The sequence below is a fragment of the Pseudotenacibaculum haliotis genome (genome assembly GCF_042684245.1).
GTDB lineage: Bacteria > Bacteroidota > Bacteroidia > Flavobacteriales > Flavobacteriaceae > Polaribacter > Polaribacter haliotis_A.
Window position 1 is genome coordinate 670,433 of the sequence record NZ_JBHULH010000004.1, and the last position, 16,503, is coordinate 686,935.

General features: G+C 35.5%; 14 protein-coding genes. 10 read left to right on the forward strand and 4 right to left on the reverse strand.

Annotated elements, in window-relative coordinates; all coding sequences use genetic code 11:
* Positions 1-21 precede the first annotated feature (21 nt).
* From ACFSRZ_RS11070 to ribB, 5 genes are read left to right on the forward strand one after another with little or no spacing between them, the layout of a single operon-like run.
* Complete coding sequence (locus ACFSRZ_RS11070; protein ID WP_379666622.1) at positions 22-375, forward strand: diacylglycerol kinase family protein; 354 nt, start codon at positions 22-24, stop codon at positions 373-375.
* Between the two features lie 42 nt (positions 376-417).
* Positions 418-2,892 carry an FtsK/SpoIIIE family DNA translocase gene (locus tag ACFSRZ_RS11075; RefSeq protein WP_379666623.1) on the forward strand — a complete coding sequence of 825 codons (2,475 nt, stop codon included), beginning with the start codon at positions 418-420 and terminating at the stop codon, positions 2,890-2,892.
* On the forward strand, positions 2,885-3,550 hold the full coding sequence (locus ACFSRZ_RS11080) for a LolA family protein (protein ID WP_379666624.1): 666 nt from the start codon (positions 2,885-2,887) through the stop codon (positions 3,548-3,550). Before ACFSRZ_RS11075 ends, ACFSRZ_RS11080 begins: the two co-directional genes overlap by 8 nt.
* Before the next feature lie 2 nt (positions 3,551-3,552).
* Positions 3,553-5,004 (forward strand): LptF/LptG family permease, encoded by a 1,452-nt coding sequence (locus ACFSRZ_RS11085; protein WP_379666625.1) that lies wholly within the window; start codon positions 3,553-3,555, stop codon positions 5,002-5,004.
* Positions 5,001-6,149 (forward strand): 3,4-dihydroxy-2-butanone-4-phosphate synthase, encoded by a 1,149-nt coding sequence (gene ribB / locus ACFSRZ_RS11090; RefSeq protein ID WP_379666626.1) that lies wholly within the window; start codon positions 5,001-5,003, stop codon positions 6,147-6,149. The genes ACFSRZ_RS11085 and ribB overlap by 4 nt, the downstream gene beginning before the upstream one ends.
* On the opposite strand, the gene pepE is transcribed toward ribB, so the two are convergent.
* Entirely contained in the window at positions 6,146-6,856 is a 711-nt protein-coding gene (pepE, locus tag ACFSRZ_RS11095) for a dipeptidase PepE (RefSeq protein ID WP_379666627.1), read from the reverse strand. The two genes, ribB and pepE, sit on opposite strands and share 4 nt — an antisense overlap.
* 112 nt (positions 6,857-6,968) lie before the next feature.
* On the opposite strand from pepE, the gene ACFSRZ_RS11100 reads away from it, so the two are divergent.
* The 5 genes from ACFSRZ_RS11100 to ACFSRZ_RS11120 all read left to right on the forward strand — a co-directional run bounded on the left by ACFSRZ_RS11100 (position 6,969) and on the right by ACFSRZ_RS11120 (position 13,695).
* Positions 6,969-7,766, forward strand: a complete 798-nt coding sequence (locus ACFSRZ_RS11100; RefSeq protein ID WP_379666628.1) for a hypothetical protein — start codon at positions 6,969-6,971, stop codon at positions 7,764-7,766.
* 72 nt (positions 7,767-7,838) lie between these two features.
* Complete coding sequence (locus ACFSRZ_RS11105) at positions 7,839-8,669, forward strand: hypothetical protein (protein ID WP_379666629.1); 831 nt, start codon at positions 7,839-7,841, stop codon at positions 8,667-8,669.
* The gene (locus ACFSRZ_RS11110; RefSeq protein WP_379666630.1) at positions 8,670-9,173 is read left to right on the forward strand and encodes a DUF6702 family protein; all 504 of its coding nucleotides are present in this window, start codon (positions 8,670-8,672) and stop codon (positions 9,171-9,173) included.
* Positions 9,174-9,239: 66 nt separating this feature from the next.
* Positions 9,240-11,498, forward strand: a complete 2,259-nt coding sequence (locus tag ACFSRZ_RS11115) for a M1 family metallopeptidase (RefSeq protein WP_379666631.1) — start codon at positions 9,240-9,242, stop codon at positions 11,496-11,498.
* A 94-nt stretch (positions 11,499-11,592) separates the two neighbouring features.
* Positions 11,593-13,695, forward strand: a complete 2,103-nt coding sequence (locus ACFSRZ_RS11120) for a M1 family metallopeptidase (protein WP_379666632.1) — start codon at positions 11,593-11,595, stop codon at positions 13,693-13,695.
* Positions 13,696-13,750: 55 nt separating this feature from the next.
* Here the strand turns inward: ACFSRZ_RS11120 and lgt are convergent, their stop codons facing one another.
* The 3 genes from lgt to cysS all read right to left on the reverse strand — a co-directional run bounded on the left by lgt (position 13,751) and on the right by cysS (position 16,389).
* Complete coding sequence (lgt, locus tag ACFSRZ_RS11125) at positions 13,751-14,611, reverse strand: prolipoprotein diacylglyceryl transferase (RefSeq protein WP_379666633.1); 861 nt, start codon at positions 14,609-14,611, stop codon at positions 13,751-13,753.
* A 65-nt stretch (positions 14,612-14,676) separates the two neighbouring features.
* The gene (yidD, locus tag ACFSRZ_RS11130; RefSeq protein ID WP_379666768.1) at positions 14,677-14,910 is read right to left on the reverse strand and encodes a membrane protein insertion efficiency factor YidD; all 234 of its coding nucleotides are present in this window, start codon (positions 14,908-14,910) and stop codon (positions 14,677-14,679) included.
* Positions 14,911-16,389, reverse strand: a complete 1,479-nt coding sequence (gene cysS, locus ACFSRZ_RS11135) for a cysteine--tRNA ligase (protein WP_379666634.1) — start codon at positions 16,387-16,389, stop codon at positions 14,911-14,913.
* Between the last annotated feature and the right edge of the window lie 114 nt (positions 16,390-16,503).

Genomic DNA, 16,503 nt, shown 5'->3' on the forward strand with positions numbered 1-16,503 from the left:
AATCCAAAAGACAATTTTCTAATGGACCGCTTACGAGGGATTAAATTTTCTCTAAGAGGCATTTGGCTTTTAATCACCACTGAGAGTAGTATCCAAGTACAAGTTGTTGTTGCTATTGTAGCTACCGCTGCCGGTTTCTATTTTCAATTAACAACTACTGAATGGCTTGCGCAAACCTTAGTGATTGGACTAGTCTTGGTAGCAGAGTCTTTAAATACAGGAATAGAAAAACTATCGGATTTTGTTCATCCTGATTATCATCAAAAAATAGGATTCATTAAAGATATTTCTGCTGGTGCAGCAGGGATTGCTGCTATTATTTCGTTAGTGATCGCCGGGATTATTTACTTCCCTAAAATTGCCTTGCTATTCTAAGTAAATACTTATATTTACCCATTAAACATTCTACCATTCTTTATGGCAAAAAAGACCAAAAAAACGAGCACGAAAAAACCAAAGATCAAGAAACCGAATCCTATTGTTACTTTTTTTAAAAGCAGACAAACACAGACAGTTATCGGTTCTTTTTTGATCTTGTTTTCTTTGTTCCTTTTGGTCGCTTTCATCTCTTTCTTCTTCAGTTGGCAAGAAGACCAAAGTGTAGTGTCTGAATTTGCAAATAAGAAGGTTCCTACCAAGAACCTTTTAGGAAAAGTAGGTGCTTCCTTAAGTCACTTCTTTATTTATGAAGGTTTCGGGCTGGGAGCTTTTGTTATTCCATATCTATTATGCATTACAGGACTCTTCTGGTTGTTTAGAACCAAACTATCCAAAGTAATCGTTTCTTGGAACTGGGGATTGCTGGGAATGCTTTGGCTTTCTATCACTTTTGGGTTCTTTAGCAAGAATTCAGCTAATCTGTCTGGAGTTATTGGATATGAGATCAACGAATACTTACAAGCTTTCTTAGGAAAAACAGGATTAGGAATCATTTTACTATTTCTATTCCTCGCCTACCTAACCATTCGTTTTAAAGTAACTCCCGAGTTGGTTATTAACAAGCTTAGATCTAAAAGAAAAGTAGATGCTGTAGAAGGAACTCCTATTTCTAAAGTTGAGGCAGAAGAAGATACTATTTCGGAAGAGATCGTATTAGAAGAAAAAGAAGAAGAACCTACTCCTTCTGTAGACAAATCTGAATTTGAGCTTTCTGTAGAGAATTTACAACCTACCATTCAGAACCACTCTGATGTTTCTACAGTTACTGAAGAAGATGAAATTAATGAAGGTCATGATATTGATTTAGAACCTGTTTTAAAAGCAGAAGTAGCAGAAACTGAAGAACAACTTGAAGAGCAAGAAGATGTACAGATAGATGTTAAAGAAGTTGAAGAAGAACAGCATGTAAAAGAAAATCTTTCAGAAAAATTAGTAAAAGATTTCGGGGAGTTTGACCCTACTTTAGAGTTAGGTAATTACAAATTCCCAACACTCAATTTACTAAAAGAATACAACGAAAGCATTTCGATTGACCCAGATGAACTGGAGCAAAACAAAAATCGAATTGTTAATACACTTAAGAATTATAAGATAGGGATTGCTCAGATAAAAGCAACTGTGGGTCCTACTATTACTTTGTATGAGATAGTTCCTGAAGCTGGTGTTCGTATTTCCAAGATCAAAAACTTGGAAGATGATATTGCTTTGTCTTTATCAGCCCTTGGAATTCGTATCATTGCTCCTATTCCCGGAAAAGGAACTATTGGTATTGAGGTACCAAATAAAAAAGCTACCATCGTTTCTATGCATTCGGTGATCTCTTCCAAGAAATTTCAAGAGTCTACCATGGAGCTTCCTATCGCTATAGGAAAAACCATATCAAACGAGACATTTACAGTTGACCTTGCCAAAATGCCCCACTTATTAATGGCTGGAGCTACCGGACAAGGAAAGTCTGTAGGATTGAATGCTGTATTGACTTCTTTATTATACAGAAAACATCCGGCAGAAGTAAAATTTGTATTGGTAGATCCTAAAAAGGTAGAACTTACCTTATTCAACAAAATAGAACGTCATTATTTAGCTAAACTTCCTGATACCGAAGATGCTATTATTACAGATACAACCAAAGTAATTAATACACTGAACTCTCTTTGTATTGAAATGGACAATCGTTACGACCTTCTTAAAACAGCCATGGTTCGTAACATCAAAGAGTACAATGTAAAATTTAAAGCTAGAAAGTTAAACCCAGAAAACGGACACCGTTTCCTACCTTATATCGTACTTGTAATTGACGAATTTGCAGACCTTATTATGACAGCCGGTAAAGAGGTAGAAACACCAATAGCACGTTTGGCACAGTTAGCCAGAGCAATTGGAATTCACTTGATCGTTGCCACACAACGTCCGTCTGTAAATGTAATTACAGGAATTATCAAAGCTAACTTCCCTGCCAGAATTGCATTTAGAGTAACTTCTAAAATCGATTCTAGAACAATATTAGATGCTCCGGGAGCTGATCAGCTGATTGGTCGTGGAGATATGCTATACTCCGGAGGAAACGATATTACACGTATACAGTGTGCTTTTGTAGATACTCCAGAAGTAGAAAAGATCACCGATTTTATTGGATCACAAAGAGCGTATCCAGAAGCTTATCAATTACCGGAATACGTAGGAGAAGAAGGTGGCACAAATCTTGATATCGACATTGCAGATAGAGATAAATTATTTAAAGAAGCAGCTGAGGTCATTGTAACAGCACAACAAGGATCTGCATCTTTATTACAACGAAAATTAAAACTAGGATACAACAGAGCAGGTCGTTTGATAGATCAATTAGAAGCGGCAGGTATTGTTGGACCTTTTGAAGGTAGTAAAGCCAGACAAGTATTAGTGCCTGATCTGGTTGCTTTAGAACAATTATTAGAAAATGAAAGAAATGAGTAGAATGAAAAGAGTTTTTACATGGATAATTGCTGTGTGTATATTGAGTCCTGCTTTTGCACAGGAGACCAATAAAGCAAAAGTATTGCTGGATGAAGTATCTGAAAAGATGGGAGCTTATACCAATATGCAAATTGGTTTTAGTACATCTTTGGTTAACAAAGAAGCCGGAATTAGTGAGAATGAAGAACCTCCACACAATGGAAAGATCACCTTACAAGGAGAAAAATACTACTTAGACTATTTAGGAAATACCTTCATTTTTGACGGAAAGAAACTGTATGTGATCAATCATGATGACAAAGAAATCACCGTCAATGAAGATGATCTGAGTGAAGATGATGGTTTTATCTATCCTTCTAAACTACTTACTTTTTATAAAGAAGGATACAATTACAAAATGGGAGAATTAAAGAATGTTAGTGGGAGAAAAGTTCAGTTTGTAGAGCTTACCCCTATTGACAGCAACTCTGAAATTGTAAAAGTTAATTTAGGTATTGACGCTAAGACCAAACACATTTACCAATTGATTCAATTGGGTGCCAATGGTGCAGAAACTACCTTAACGATCAATCAATTTAAAAGCAATCAAAAGATATCTGATCTACTATTTCATTTTGATCAAGCCAAATATGAAAAATTAGATTATCTGATAGACTAAGAATGAAAATTTTAGATCGTTACATACTAAAGACCTTCTTAGTTCCTTTTTTTGCTACTTTCTTTATCGTACTATTTGTATTGGTAATGCAAGCTTTATGGCTAGCTTTTGAAAGTATTGCAGGAAAAGGAATTAGTCTGTTTTTCATCTTTAAGTTTTTATATTACACCTCATTGATCGTTTCTGCTCAAGCACTTCCTATTGCTGTACTGCTCTCTTCGATCATGGCATTGGGGAACCTTTCAGAGAATTATGAATTTGCCGCTGTAAAATCGGCGAGCATTTCTTTATTACGACTCTTAAGACCTTTGATAGTACTAACATTGGTATTGAGTGTCTTCAATTTCTTTTTTCTTAATAATGTGTACCCATATGCTGTGTTAAAGCAAAAAAACCTGATGCTTAATATCAGAAAGAAGAAACCTGCTTTAGCTTTAGTACCAGGGAGTTTCAACACAGAAATCCCTAATTATCAAATCAAATTTGACGAAAAGTACGGAAAGGAAAAGAATTTCTTAAAGAAAGTACTGATCTACGACCTTTCTTCTGGAAAAGGAAACAAAAAAGTAATTACTGCCAAAACTGGTAAGATTGTTACAGAAGAAGGTAGTAAGTATATGACCTTTATTCTATATGATGGTCACTATTACGAAGAGCATACAAAAAAAGTAACACGTGTAAACAATGTCGACAAAATGCCGGCCTCCAGTGCAAACTTTAAAGAATATGCTTTTAATATTGATATTTCATCTTTTACTGACGACAATCTCGGAGAAGAAAAATTCAAGAATAGCTACAACATGCTTAGTCTAGGCCAGCTAAAAGACACCCTCCCTATCATGAAAGTTGATTATGACGATTATGTTGAGTCCAAAGCTAGGACAATTTTCAGAAGAACAAATGCGAGGGAACTCTACAATTCAAATGATTCTATTCAAAAATACAAGCTGGATCAAAATATTATAGAAAACTTCGACAATACAAACAAACTAAGTGTCTTAGGAGGCGCAATTAGTTCGGCAAAATCATCTCTGAGTAATGCCGAAAACTATAACAGGGCAATGAAGATAAAACGTAAACGATTGAATCTCTACGATGTAGAATTTTACAATCGGGTAGCATTATCTTTATCTTGCCTAATCCTTTTCTTTATAGGAGCTCCGTTAGGATCTATTATTCGTAAGGGAGGTTTTGGACTACCTATGATCCTTGCTATTTCTATTTACGTAATTTATTTCTTTGCCAATACTTTTGGTAGAAATCTAGCCGAAGAAAGTTCTATTAGTGCTGTTCAAGGAGCCTGGGTTTCAAGCGTTATTATGGTGCCCTTTGCCTTTTTCTTAACAAGAAGAGCATCAAAAGGTGTGGGATTATTTAATATTGACGTATTTTTGCAACCAATTACCAAGCTCTTTAAGAAAAAAGACGAGGATACTATAGAAAATACAAAATGATATCAACCAATACTGAGAAAAAATTGATTCAGCTGAATACCATTCAAGAAGCGATTGAAGACATTAGAAACGGAAAAGTGATCATTGTTGTTGACGATGAGAACAGGGAAAATGAAGGAGATTTCTTAGCTGCTGCCGAAAAGGTAACACCAGAAATGATCAATTTTATGGCTACTCACGGTCGTGGTCTTATTTGTGCTCCACTAACTGAGAATCGTTGTAAAGAGTTAGAATTGGGTATGATGGTAAACAATAACACCGACCCTATGGAAACTGCTTTTACTATTTCTGTAGACTTACGTGGTAAAGGTGTTACTACCGGTATTTCTGCTTCTGACAGAGCAAAGACCATTCAGGCGTTGATTGATAATGATACCAAACCTTTTGATTTAGCCAGGCCAGGACATATATTTCCTTTAAAAGCTAAAGAAGGTGGGGTTTTAAGAAGAACAGGGCATACAGAAGCAGCTATAGACTTTGCAAGACTAGCAGGTTTGAAACCAGGAGGTGTAATCGTTGAAATCATGAATGAAGACGGTACCATGGCTCGTTTACCTCAATTGATGGAAGTTGCCAGAAAATTTGATATCAAAATTGTTTCTATCGAAGATTTGGTTGCTTATAGAATGGAACATGATTCTTTGATTGAAAAGAAAGAAGATTTTACTATACAAACTCGATTTGGTGAATTCAGATTAAGAGCTTACCAACAAACCACCAACAATCAAGTACACTTAGCCCTTACGAAAGGAAGCTGGAAAAAAGATGAGCCTGTTTTAACCAGAGTGAACTCTACTTTGGTAAACAATGATATTCTTGGTACTCTTACGAACAATGCAGATAAGAAGTTAGACAAGATGTTCAAAGCCATTAATGAAGAAGGTAAAGGAGCTATTTTGTTTATCAATCAACAGAATCAATCACAAAACTTATTGAACAGATTAGGAATTCTAAAGGAAAATCAAGCCAAAGGAGAAATGAAAGCTCCAAGAATTGCTATGGACAATAAAGATTTTGGAATTGGAGCACAGATCTTACACGATATCGATATCAGCAAAATTCAATTGATGACCAATACGCAACAAACAAGACGTGTTGGAATGATTGGGTATGGATTAGAGATTGTTGACTACGTAAATTACTAAGCCAAAAAATTTCGTATTGTACTTTCTGTTGTCAATTCAACAGGAGTTTTGTCTTGTCTGAAAAGTCTAGCAGTATGAGGACCTTTAAGAAGTATCTCCTCTCCTACTACTTCTAACCAACTTCCTTCACGCAATCCTAGTACAGAAGTCTTATTAAAAACATGAAACTCTTTGATACGCGTTTCTCTCGTTTCTCCCATATGTGTAGAATCTGGATTCGGATCTAGATAATGTGCATTGATATTAAAAGGAATCATTGCCAAAGTGTTAAAACTTGGTGGATATACAATAGGCATATCATTTGTATTCATCATTGTAACTCCACAAATATTACTTCCTGCACTTGTTCCTAAGTAGGGAGTTCCGTTTTCTAAAGTTTGCTGTAAAACTTCAATCAAATTATGTTGATATAGCTGATTCACTAACTCAAATGTATTTCCTCCACCGGTAAAAATTCCTTTCGCCTCTTTAACAGCCTTCTGCGGATTATCAAATTCATGAATTCCTTTTACCGATATCCCAGCTTTACCAAAAGCTTTTTTGGCAATATCTGTATATGCATCATAAGAAATACCGCCAGGTCTGGCATAAGGGATAAACAATATTTCTTTTGATTCCTTGAAAAATTCTATCAGTGTTGGCATCAGATATTCTAAATATCCGCTTCCATGAACAGTAGAAGTGCTTGCAATAATGAGTTGTTTCATGTGTCAAAAATAAGGAATGACAGATATTAATTAACAAAACTTTATTCTTAATTTGGGAGATTTTAAGACCTCTCTACTTTTTATTTGTAATGAAACAACCAACAATCTAATCGTGAAAAAGAAACTCCTTTGCCTTTTCTTTATTCTAAGTGCTCTGCAACTTGTAGCACAACAAAAAACGTTTTGGTTACATGGAATGCTCAGAGATTCTTCAAATGTTGTAAAAGATGTACATATCATCAATCTAAATACAGCAAAGGGAACATTTTCCAGTGATTATGGTAGATATCGTATTGTGGTATCTGTAGGAGATACGTTAGAATTTACTTCTGTACAACATGAAACCGTAAAAAAAGTAATTACAGATCCTATTGCTTTCTCAAAAAAACTAAATGTAGTTCTTAAGAAGAAAACCTATGTTTTGGATGAAATTGTTTTAAAGAAACATGACCTAACAGGAAATCTAAGTACCGACAGAAAAAAGACTCCCAAAGATACCATTGCTCAAATAGTTCGAAACATGGAAAACAACATTGTTGAGCTTGCAAAAAAATCGACTGAGAAACGAGACCCTACTGAGAGAGGCATGGCTGCAACCACCCTTAGAAATACAGATCCAACAAGATCTTTTAAAGGTTTTGGCAGTAGCATACGCATAGGATTTAAAGATAAAGAGAAGGAAAAATTACGAAAGATCACTTCCAATACCTTTACAGCACAAAATGTTCTTAAAGAAATCGGGAAAGATCTATTTCTGGAACTTAAAATCCCGGAAGGTTCCATTTATGACTTTATTGATTTTTGCGTACCCTTTAAAATACAAGAGTTATATAAGCAAAGAAAATTTCTTCAAATGACAGAAGTTTTTAAAGAAAAAAGCGTTCTATTTTTAAGAGAGCTTAAAGATTAGCAACGCTTTAACAAAAGTTTTTCTGTAAGTAAACACATATATTGTATTTTTACTTTTATAAAACCAAAGCAAGTGGCAAAAAAACTACTCCTATCTATCACATTTTTATTCATTTGTTCATTAACCTTCGGACAGATCAATGATAAGTTTTGGATTTATGGAAAAGTAGTAGATTCTTCAGGAGTTGTAAAAAATGCCAATGTCATCAATTTAAGAACCAATCAAGGAACATTTTCTAATGACTTTGGAGATTATAAGATGATTGTTTCTATTGGTGATACTCTCCAGTTTACATCGGTTCAGCACGAAAAAGTAGTACGCGTTATCAATAAATTTATCTATAGTTCGGAAGTACTAGATGTTTTCCTTCCAAAAAAGACCTATGCATTGGATGAAGTTGTTGTAAAAAGGCATGATTTAGATGGCTATTTAGCTTTGGATAAAAAGAAAACACCCGAAGATAAAAAAGGCGATGCGCTAAGAAGAACTATGGATTTCTCTAAAGTAGATATGAGAGTTAGGTATGATGGAGATCACATAGATCAAAAAGTTCGTCCTCATATTGTACGAACAGATCCAACAGCAGCATTTGTTGGTGCCGGAGCAGCAGTTGCCTTTGCATTCAAAAACTCAGAAAGACTCTGGGCATTGCGAAGACAAGTAGAATTTCAGACTGCATTTCCTAATATGTTAATCAGTGAATTTGGAGAAAAATTCTTTGAAGATGATCTTAAAATACCTAAAAACAAGTATTATCATTTTATAGAATACTGCAATCCTTTGGGAATTGAATCGTTATACCAACAAAATCGTAAGATAGAAGTGATCAATATTTTACGTACAGAAAGCAAAAAATATATCAAACTCATTGAACAAGAGGAAAAAGAAGAAAACAAAGAGTAAATGAACATGAAATTTAAAAAGCAGCTGATCCTTTTGTTTTTATTGCCTCTGATGGCGTTTTCAGCTCACAAATACTATTTGAGTCTTACACAAATAGAATATAATGAAGAAGGAAAAAGTTTACAGGTCATTATCAATGTTTTTATGGATGATATTGAGCTAGCTCTTAACAAAGACTATAACATTGATCTACAACTAACTACAAAAAAAGAATTGAAGGATTCCGACATGTATTTTGAAAAATATTTGAAGGAAAAACTAAAATTCAAACATCAAAACACTGACCTTTCTTTTAACTATCTAGGGAAAGAATACGAAGGAGATCTCGTTTATTTTTATCTAGAGATTGAAAACGTTTCACCTCCTGAATCGCTAGAAGTGACCAATAAAATCTTGGTCAAGCATTTTGCTGATCAACAGAATGTTGTAAAGCTAAAAGTCGGCAAAAAAAGACGTAGCAAGATCTTGAACAAAGAAAATGATAAAGCTTTGTTAAAATTTTAACGTTTCATTAGGATTCTTAGGTCTTATTATTAATTTAACGCACATTTTTAATCAAACTCAAAAAGCATGAAGAAATTAGCTTCTTTCGTACTTTCTGCCTTGTTTGTAACGGCATCTGTTTTTGCACAGGATGCTCCTAAAAAACGTCAGAAAGGTCATACGGATCAAAACAAGTTCAGACAACTTAAAGATGTATTGCCAACTCCTAACACTCAAAGAAATGCTTCGGGTGCACCAGGGTATGAATATACTCAGCAAAAAGTTGACTATGTAATGGACATCAGAATAGATGAGAAAACAGATCGTCTATATGGAAATGAGTCTATTACCTACCACAACAATTCTAAAGATCATTTAGAATATTTATGGGTTCAATTAGACCAAAACATGAGAGCACCAGATTCTAAGACTCCTTTGGCAAATCCAGAGAGTTTAGGAAATTCAACGTTCAATGGTCCAGTTACCTTTACAAGAAACAACCTACAAAAACCAAAAGAATTTGGTTACAAAATTGAAGCTGTAACTTATGCAGACGGAAGTCCTCTTTCTCACATGATCAATAGAACCATGATGAGAATTAACCTTCCTAAGCCATTGGCACCGGGAGAAACATTCCAATTCAAAATCAAATGGAACTACCTAATTAACAACTCTGTTACAGATGGTGGTAGATCTGGGTTCGAATTATTCCCTGACGGAAACAAAAACTATACAATTGCTCAATTCTTCCCAAGATTGGCTGTTTATGACAACGTAGAAGGGTGGCAAAATATGCAATTCTGGGGTCGTAGTGAGTGGGCTCTTGAATTTGGAGACTATGATGTAAAGATTACTGTTCCTGCAGATCACATCATGGAATCTACTGGTGAATTACAAAACGAGAAAAAAGTGTTGACAAGAGAACAACGCAAGCGTTTTGAAAAAGCTAGAAAATCTTTCAAAGATCCTGTATTCATCGTAACTCAAGCTGAAGCTGAAAAAGCTGAAAAAGGAAGAAGTAACAAAACTAAAACTTGGCACTTTACTGCTAAAAATGTAAGAGATTTCGCATTTGCATCTTCAAGAAAATACATCTGGGATGCGATGGCAGTTAACATCAACGGAAAAACTGTAATGGCTACTTCTTTATATCCAAAAGAAGGAAACCCATTATGGGAAGAGCACTCTACAAGAGTTGTTGCAAATACGTTAGAAGAGTATTCTAAAATGACTTTTGATTACCCATACAGTAAAGCTGTTTCTGTACATGCAGACAGACAAGGTATGGAGTATCCAATGATCTGTTTCAACTACGGACGTCCTAATCCTGATGGAACTTATTCGGAAAGAACAAAAAGAGGAATGATCGGAGTAATTACTCACGAGGTTGGACACAACTTCTTCCCTATGATCGTTAACTCTGATGAGCGTCAGTGGACTTGGATGGATGAAGGAATCAACTCATTTGTTGAGATCTTAGCTGAATTAGATTACGATCCTAATTTCTTTACAGGTAATTTGCCTAAAGATATCGTAAGATACATGAGCATCGATCAAGAGAACTTATCTCCTATCATGTCTCAAGGAGACTACGTAAAGAACTTCGGACCTAACGCATATACTAAGCCTGCAGCAGGACTTTATATGTTACGTCAAACAATTATGGGACCTGAGTTATTCGACTATGCATTTAGAACTTATGCACAACGTTGGATGTTTAAACACCCAACTCCTGCAGATTTCTTCAGAACAATGGAAGATGCTTCTGCAATGGATTTAGACTGGTTCTGGAGAGGATGGTTCTATACTACAGATTACACAGATATTGGTGTAAAGAGTGTAAAGAAATTCTACTTAACAGATCAACCAACTGATGAGGCGAAAGCTCAAGCTAAGAGATTCAACTTAGACTTAAAAGAGTACGAAGGAAAGTTATTATACTTTGCTGAAGAAAAAGGAGATACCAAAGGAAACGGTAAAAAAGCAATGGATTTTGATGTGATCAAAAACCACTTAGCTAAAATGACTGCAGAAGAAAAGGCAGCGTTAAAAGAAGCTCCAAACTACTTCTACGAAGTTACTTTTGAGAAGCCAGGAGGATTGGTAATGCCAATTATTGTTGAGTTAGAGTACGCTGATGGTACTAAAGAACGTCATACATACCCTGCTCAAATTTGGAGATACAATGACGAGCAAGTTTCTAGAGTTTTCAGAACTACAAAAGAGATCAAGAAGATTACTGTAGATCCAGATTTAGAAACAGCTGATATTGATACTTCAAACAACAGCTGGCCTAAGAAGAAGGACTCTAAATTTAACAAGTTCAAAAACAAAGTAAAAGGTTAATCTATTTTAACTTTTTTAACATATTCAGAAGCCCAATTGATCTTTCAGTTGGGCTTTTTTTATTTATTTTAGTTTCCTTAAAATTTTCAAAACAATGAGAAAACAGGTTTCTTTTGTTCTAGCGGTACTTTTTACGTCGGTATCTCTACTAGGACAAACAAAAAAAGGCCACACAAACCAAAATAAATTCCGTCAAATGAAGGATTTATTGGCCACTCCAAACAGCCAACGTCTGGCTTCTGGTGCACCAGGACCTAGGTACACACAACAGAAAGTAGATTACGATATGAATATCGTTCTAGACGATGACAAAAGACGTATTACAGGAAGTGAGACAATCACGTATCACAACAACTCAGAAGATCACCTTCCCTATTTGTGGATGCAGCTAGATCAAAACATGCGTGCTGCAGATTCTAAAACTCCAGATATTCAACCTGGAAGAGTTCCAAAAACCATTTCACAAGGAAGATTTAACAGAGCTTTTCCTGATGAAGCTTTTGATGGTGGGTTTAAAATTACTGCTGTTAAAAATGTAGACGGAAGCGATCTATCTCACACGATCAATCAAACCATGATGCGAATTAATTTATCGAAGCCTTTGGCTCCTGGTGAAAAATTCTCATTTAAAGTAGATTGGTGGTACAACATCAACAACCACAGAACACAAGGTGGGCGTTCTGGTTATGAGCACTTTCCAAAAGATGGAAACAACAACTATGTAATTGCTCAATTCTACCCAAGATTATGTGTGTACGACAATGTTGAAGGATGGCAAAATGATCAATTTTGGGGAAGAAGTGAATTTGCATTAGAATTTGGAGATTTTAAAGTAAATATTACTGTTCCTGCAGATCATATTCTAGGAGCTACAGGAGTTTTATTGAACGAGAAAGAAGTATTGACCAAGAAACAACAACAAAGGTTGGCTTTGGCAAGAAAAACATATGATAAGCCGGTTATTATCCATTCTCAAAAAGAAGCAGAGAAAGTAGAAAAGAAACGATCTAAGAAAACAAAAACTTGGAAATTCTTTGCTGAGAACGTAAGAGACTACGCTTTTGCTACTTCCAGAAAGTTTATCTGGGATGGAATGGCTGTAGATATCAACGGAAAGAATGTAATGGCTTATTCTTTATATTCTAAAGAGGCAAACCCATTATACGGAGATCACTCTACAAGAGCTGTTGCTCAAACTTTAAAAACGTATTCAAGATATACTTTTGATTACCCATACCACAAAGCTATTTCTGTAGACGGACAAATGGGAATGGAATATCCACAAATTTGTTTCAACCCGGGAAGACCAAATCCGGATGGTACTTATTCTGACAGAACAAAATACAGAATGATCAAAGTAACCATTCATGAAGTTGGACATAACTTCTTCCCTATGATCGTAAACTCTGACGAGCGTCAATGGACTTGGATGGATGAAGGATTAAACTCATTCATGGAAATGTTGGCTGAATTAGATTACGATCCTAATTTCCCTATTGTAAGAGGATATCCAAAAAACATCGTAAGATATATGAGTGGAGATCAATCTAGAATAGCTCCTATCATGTCTAAAGGTGATAATGTATACAGTTTTGGAAATAATGCCTATGGTAAACCTGCAACCGGATTATGGATGTTGAGAGAAACCATTATGGGGAAAGAGCTGTTTGATCATGCTTTTAGAACCTATGCACAACGTTGGAAATTTAAGCACCCAACACCTGCAGACTTCTTTAGAAGTATGGAAGATGCATCTGCTATGGACTTAGATTGGTTCTGGAGAGGTTGGTTCTATACTACAGATGTAACTGACATCGGAATTAAAGGTGTTAAAAAGTTTTACGCTGAAAAAGGAGATGGTAACAGAGTTAATTTTGTAGAAAACGCTCCTAGCAAGAAAGCGAGTTCTAAATTCTTCTACGAAGTTACTTTTGAGAAACCAGGAGGATTGGTAATGCCTATTATTGCTGAGTTTACTTATAAAGACGGTACAAAGAAGCGTAAAGTTTATCCTGCTCAGATCTGGAGATTTAACGATAAGGAGATCACAAAAGTAATCCCTTCAGATAAAGAGATCGTTTCTATTACAATTGATCCGGACTTAGAAACTGCGGATGTTGATACATCAAACAACAGTTGGCCTAAGAAGAAAGAAGATTCTAAGTTTGATAAGTTTAAGAACAAAGTGAAAGGATAATCCTTTCATTCCTATAAAACAAAAACCTCGATCAAATGATCGAGGTTTTTTTATGCTATGCTGTTGTTTCTTTTCTCTTTCGGAGAACAAAATAGAACCCGATCAAAATAAGCGGTATACTCAATACCTGCCCTGTGTTTAATGAATTAAAGACCCAATCTTCTCTTCCTTCTACTTGTGGTTCTTTTAAGAACTCTATAACCAATCTTAAGGTCCATAATGCAATCATAAAGATTCCAAATAAATATCCTTCCTTAAGCTTCTTATCTGTCTTCCAGTAAACTCTCCATAGAATAAAGAATAGGATCAAATAACTAAATGCTTCGTACAATTGCGTAGGATGCCTAGCTGCTGTTTCTCCGGCAGATTTAAAGATCACTCCAAAGTCAGAACCAGTTTCCTTACCATAGATCTCTGAGTTGAAAAAGTTTCCTAAACGAACAAAGAAGCTACCTAAGGCTACTACCACAACCATACGGTCTAAAATATAAAGCACTGATTTTTGTAAGTGTTTCTTACTGTAGAAGTACATGGAAATAATAATTGCAATCGCTGCTCCATGACTCGCAAATCCTGTGAATCCGGTAAATTTCCATCCTTCTATCAAACCAAATAAAGCAGACTCTCCTTCTACCTTTTTAAATGGTAAAACGATTTCTAATAAGTGATTTTGATAATGTCCCCAATTGTAAAAGAACACCTCTCCCAATCGCATACCAATCAACATAGAAATGAAAGTATACATGAACAAAGTGTCTAGCTTTTTAGGATCGATATTGTCTTCAATGTATATCTTCTTCATCAAGCGAAGTCCTAATACAAATGCCAACACAAACATTAAACTGTACCAGCGGATTGTAAAAAAGCCAAGGTCAATCCCTATAGAAGGATCCCAAACAATGGATAAAAAATTCATATTCTGTCTTTATTTATGTCATTATGATCAAAGATGACACTGTCATTCTTCGTCTTGACGTTTGTTTATTTTTTTTCCGGAACCGGATCATAACCGCTGCCTCCCCACGGATGGCAACTAAAAATTCGTTTGATCGCCAGCCAGCTTCCCATAAAAAGCCCTCTTTTTTGTAAAGCTTCAATGGTATAATGAGAGCATGTAGGTGTATATCTGCATGTAGAAGGGGTGTAAGGCGAAATTGCAACCTGATAAAACCTTACGATGGCAATAAACGGATATGTAAGAATTTTCTTCAATATCTAGCTTATTGTGTACGTAGTTCCTTCTCTTCCATCTTTTAGTTGAACACCTAATGCAGCCAATTCATCTCTGATCTGATCTGACAATGCCCAATCTTTATTATCTCTAGCTTCTTTTCTTAATTTGATCAACAATTCTATAACACCACCAATCTTATCTGAGCTTTCTTCTTTTGCATCATTTTGCAAGCCTAGAACATCAAAAACAAAACTTTTTAGCGTTGTTACAAACAACTCAAGATCATCCGAAGATATCGTTGCTTTCCCTTCTTTTAATTGATTGATATACTTTACACCTTCAAAAAGATGAGAAATCAATACAGGTGTATTAAAATCGTCATTCATTGCATCATAACACTTCTGTCTCCATTCTTGAATGTTTACTGATGACGATCCTCCTACAGAGATTTGCTCTAATGAGTTTACAGCCTCCATCAATTTTACATATCCTTTTTCTGAAGCTTCTAATGCGTCACTTGAAAAATCCAGAATACTTCTGTAATTCGCTTGCATATTAAAGAAACGAACTACACTAGCCGAAAATGCTTTGCTTAATACATTGTTCTCTCCGGTAAGAATTTCTCCCGGAAGGATAAAGTTTCCTGTAGATTTGGCCATTTTTTGACCATTTAACAGCAACATATTGGTATGCATCCAATAGTTTACAGGTTCTTGACCTGAACATGTTTTGGATTGTGCTATTTCACATTCGTGATGAGGAAATTTCAAATCCATTCCTCCTCCGTGAATGTCAAACTGCTCCCCCAAGTATTTTGTACTCATCACAGAACACTCTAAGTGCCATCCCGGGAAACCGTCAGACCAAGGCGATGGCCATCTCATGATGTGCCTGTCATCAGCCTTCTTCCACAATGCAAAATCTTGTGGATTCTTTTTATCAGACTGCCCATCCAACGTTCTTGTATTGTGAATGGCATCTTCAATATTTCTACCGGAAAGAATTCCGTAATTGTTATTCTTGTTGTAAGCAACCACATCAAAATATACAGAACCATTTACTTCATAAGCAAAACCTTTGTCCATGATCTCTTTGATCATCTCGATCTGTTCTACAATATGTCCTGTTGCTGTAGGTTCTATACTTGGTGGTAAGAAATTGTATTTATTCAATACATCATGGAAGTCAACCGTGTAACGTTGCACCACTTCCATAGGTTCTATTTGCTCAAGGCGAGCTTTCTTAGCAATTCTGTCTTCACCTTCATCTGCATCATTTTCCAGATGTCCTGCATCTGTAATATTTCTTACATAGCGTACTTTGTATCCTAAATGGCGGAAATAACGAAAAACCACGTCAAAGAACATAAATGTACGAAGGTTTCCTAAGTGAGCATTGCTATACACTGTAGGTCCACATACATACATTCCAACATATCCTTCATTTACGGGGTTAAATACCTCTTTGGTCTTGGAAAGTGAATTGTAAATTTTAAGTTGATTCTCTTTGTAGAGTTCCATATAAAGTATCTGTTTAGACGAGGCTAAAGATAGCTACTTTATTAAGAATACAGAAATTGAATTCTGTTAGAAGTTTGGTAATTTTTAGCGTATTTTTTTAATCAATATCAAATC

Excerpts from the sequence above, each read along its gene's own strand:
- ACFSRZ_RS11070 (WP_379666622.1), top strand. The coding sequence starts at position 22 with ATGGACCGCTTACGAGGGATTAAATTTTCTCTAAGAGGCATTTGGCTT.
- ACFSRZ_RS11075 (WP_379666623.1), top strand. The coding sequence starts at position 418 with ATGGCAAAAAAGACCAAAAAAACGAGCACGAAAAAACCAAAGATCAAG.
- ACFSRZ_RS11080 (WP_379666624.1), top strand. The coding sequence starts at position 2,885 with ATGAGTAGAATGAAAAGAGTTTTTACATGGATAATTGCTGTGTGTATA.
- ACFSRZ_RS11085 (WP_379666625.1), top strand. The coding sequence starts at position 3,553 with ATGAAAATTTTAGATCGTTACATACTAAAGACCTTCTTAGTTCCTTTT.
- ribB (WP_379666626.1), top strand. The coding sequence starts at position 5,001 with ATGATATCAACCAATACTGAGAAAAAATTGATTCAGCTGAATACCATT.
- pepE (WP_379666627.1), bottom strand. The coding sequence starts at position 6,856 with ATGAAACAACTCATTATTGCAAGCACTTCTACTGTTCATGGAAGCGGA.
- ACFSRZ_RS11110 (WP_379666630.1), top strand. The coding sequence starts at position 8,670 with ATGAACATGAAATTTAAAAAGCAGCTGATCCTTTTGTTTTTATTGCCT.
- ACFSRZ_RS11115 (WP_379666631.1), top strand. The coding sequence starts at position 9,240 with ATGAAGAAATTAGCTTCTTTCGTACTTTCTGCCTTGTTTGTAACGGCA.
- ACFSRZ_RS11120 (WP_379666632.1), top strand. The coding sequence starts at position 11,593 with ATGAGAAAACAGGTTTCTTTTGTTCTAGCGGTACTTTTTACGTCGGTA.
- lgt (WP_379666633.1), bottom strand. The coding sequence starts at position 14,611 with ATGAATTTTTTATCCATTGTTTGGGATCCTTCTATAGGGATTGACCTT.
- cysS (WP_379666634.1), bottom strand. The coding sequence starts at position 16,389 with ATGGAACTCTACAAAGAGAATCAACTTAAAATTTACAATTCACTTTCC.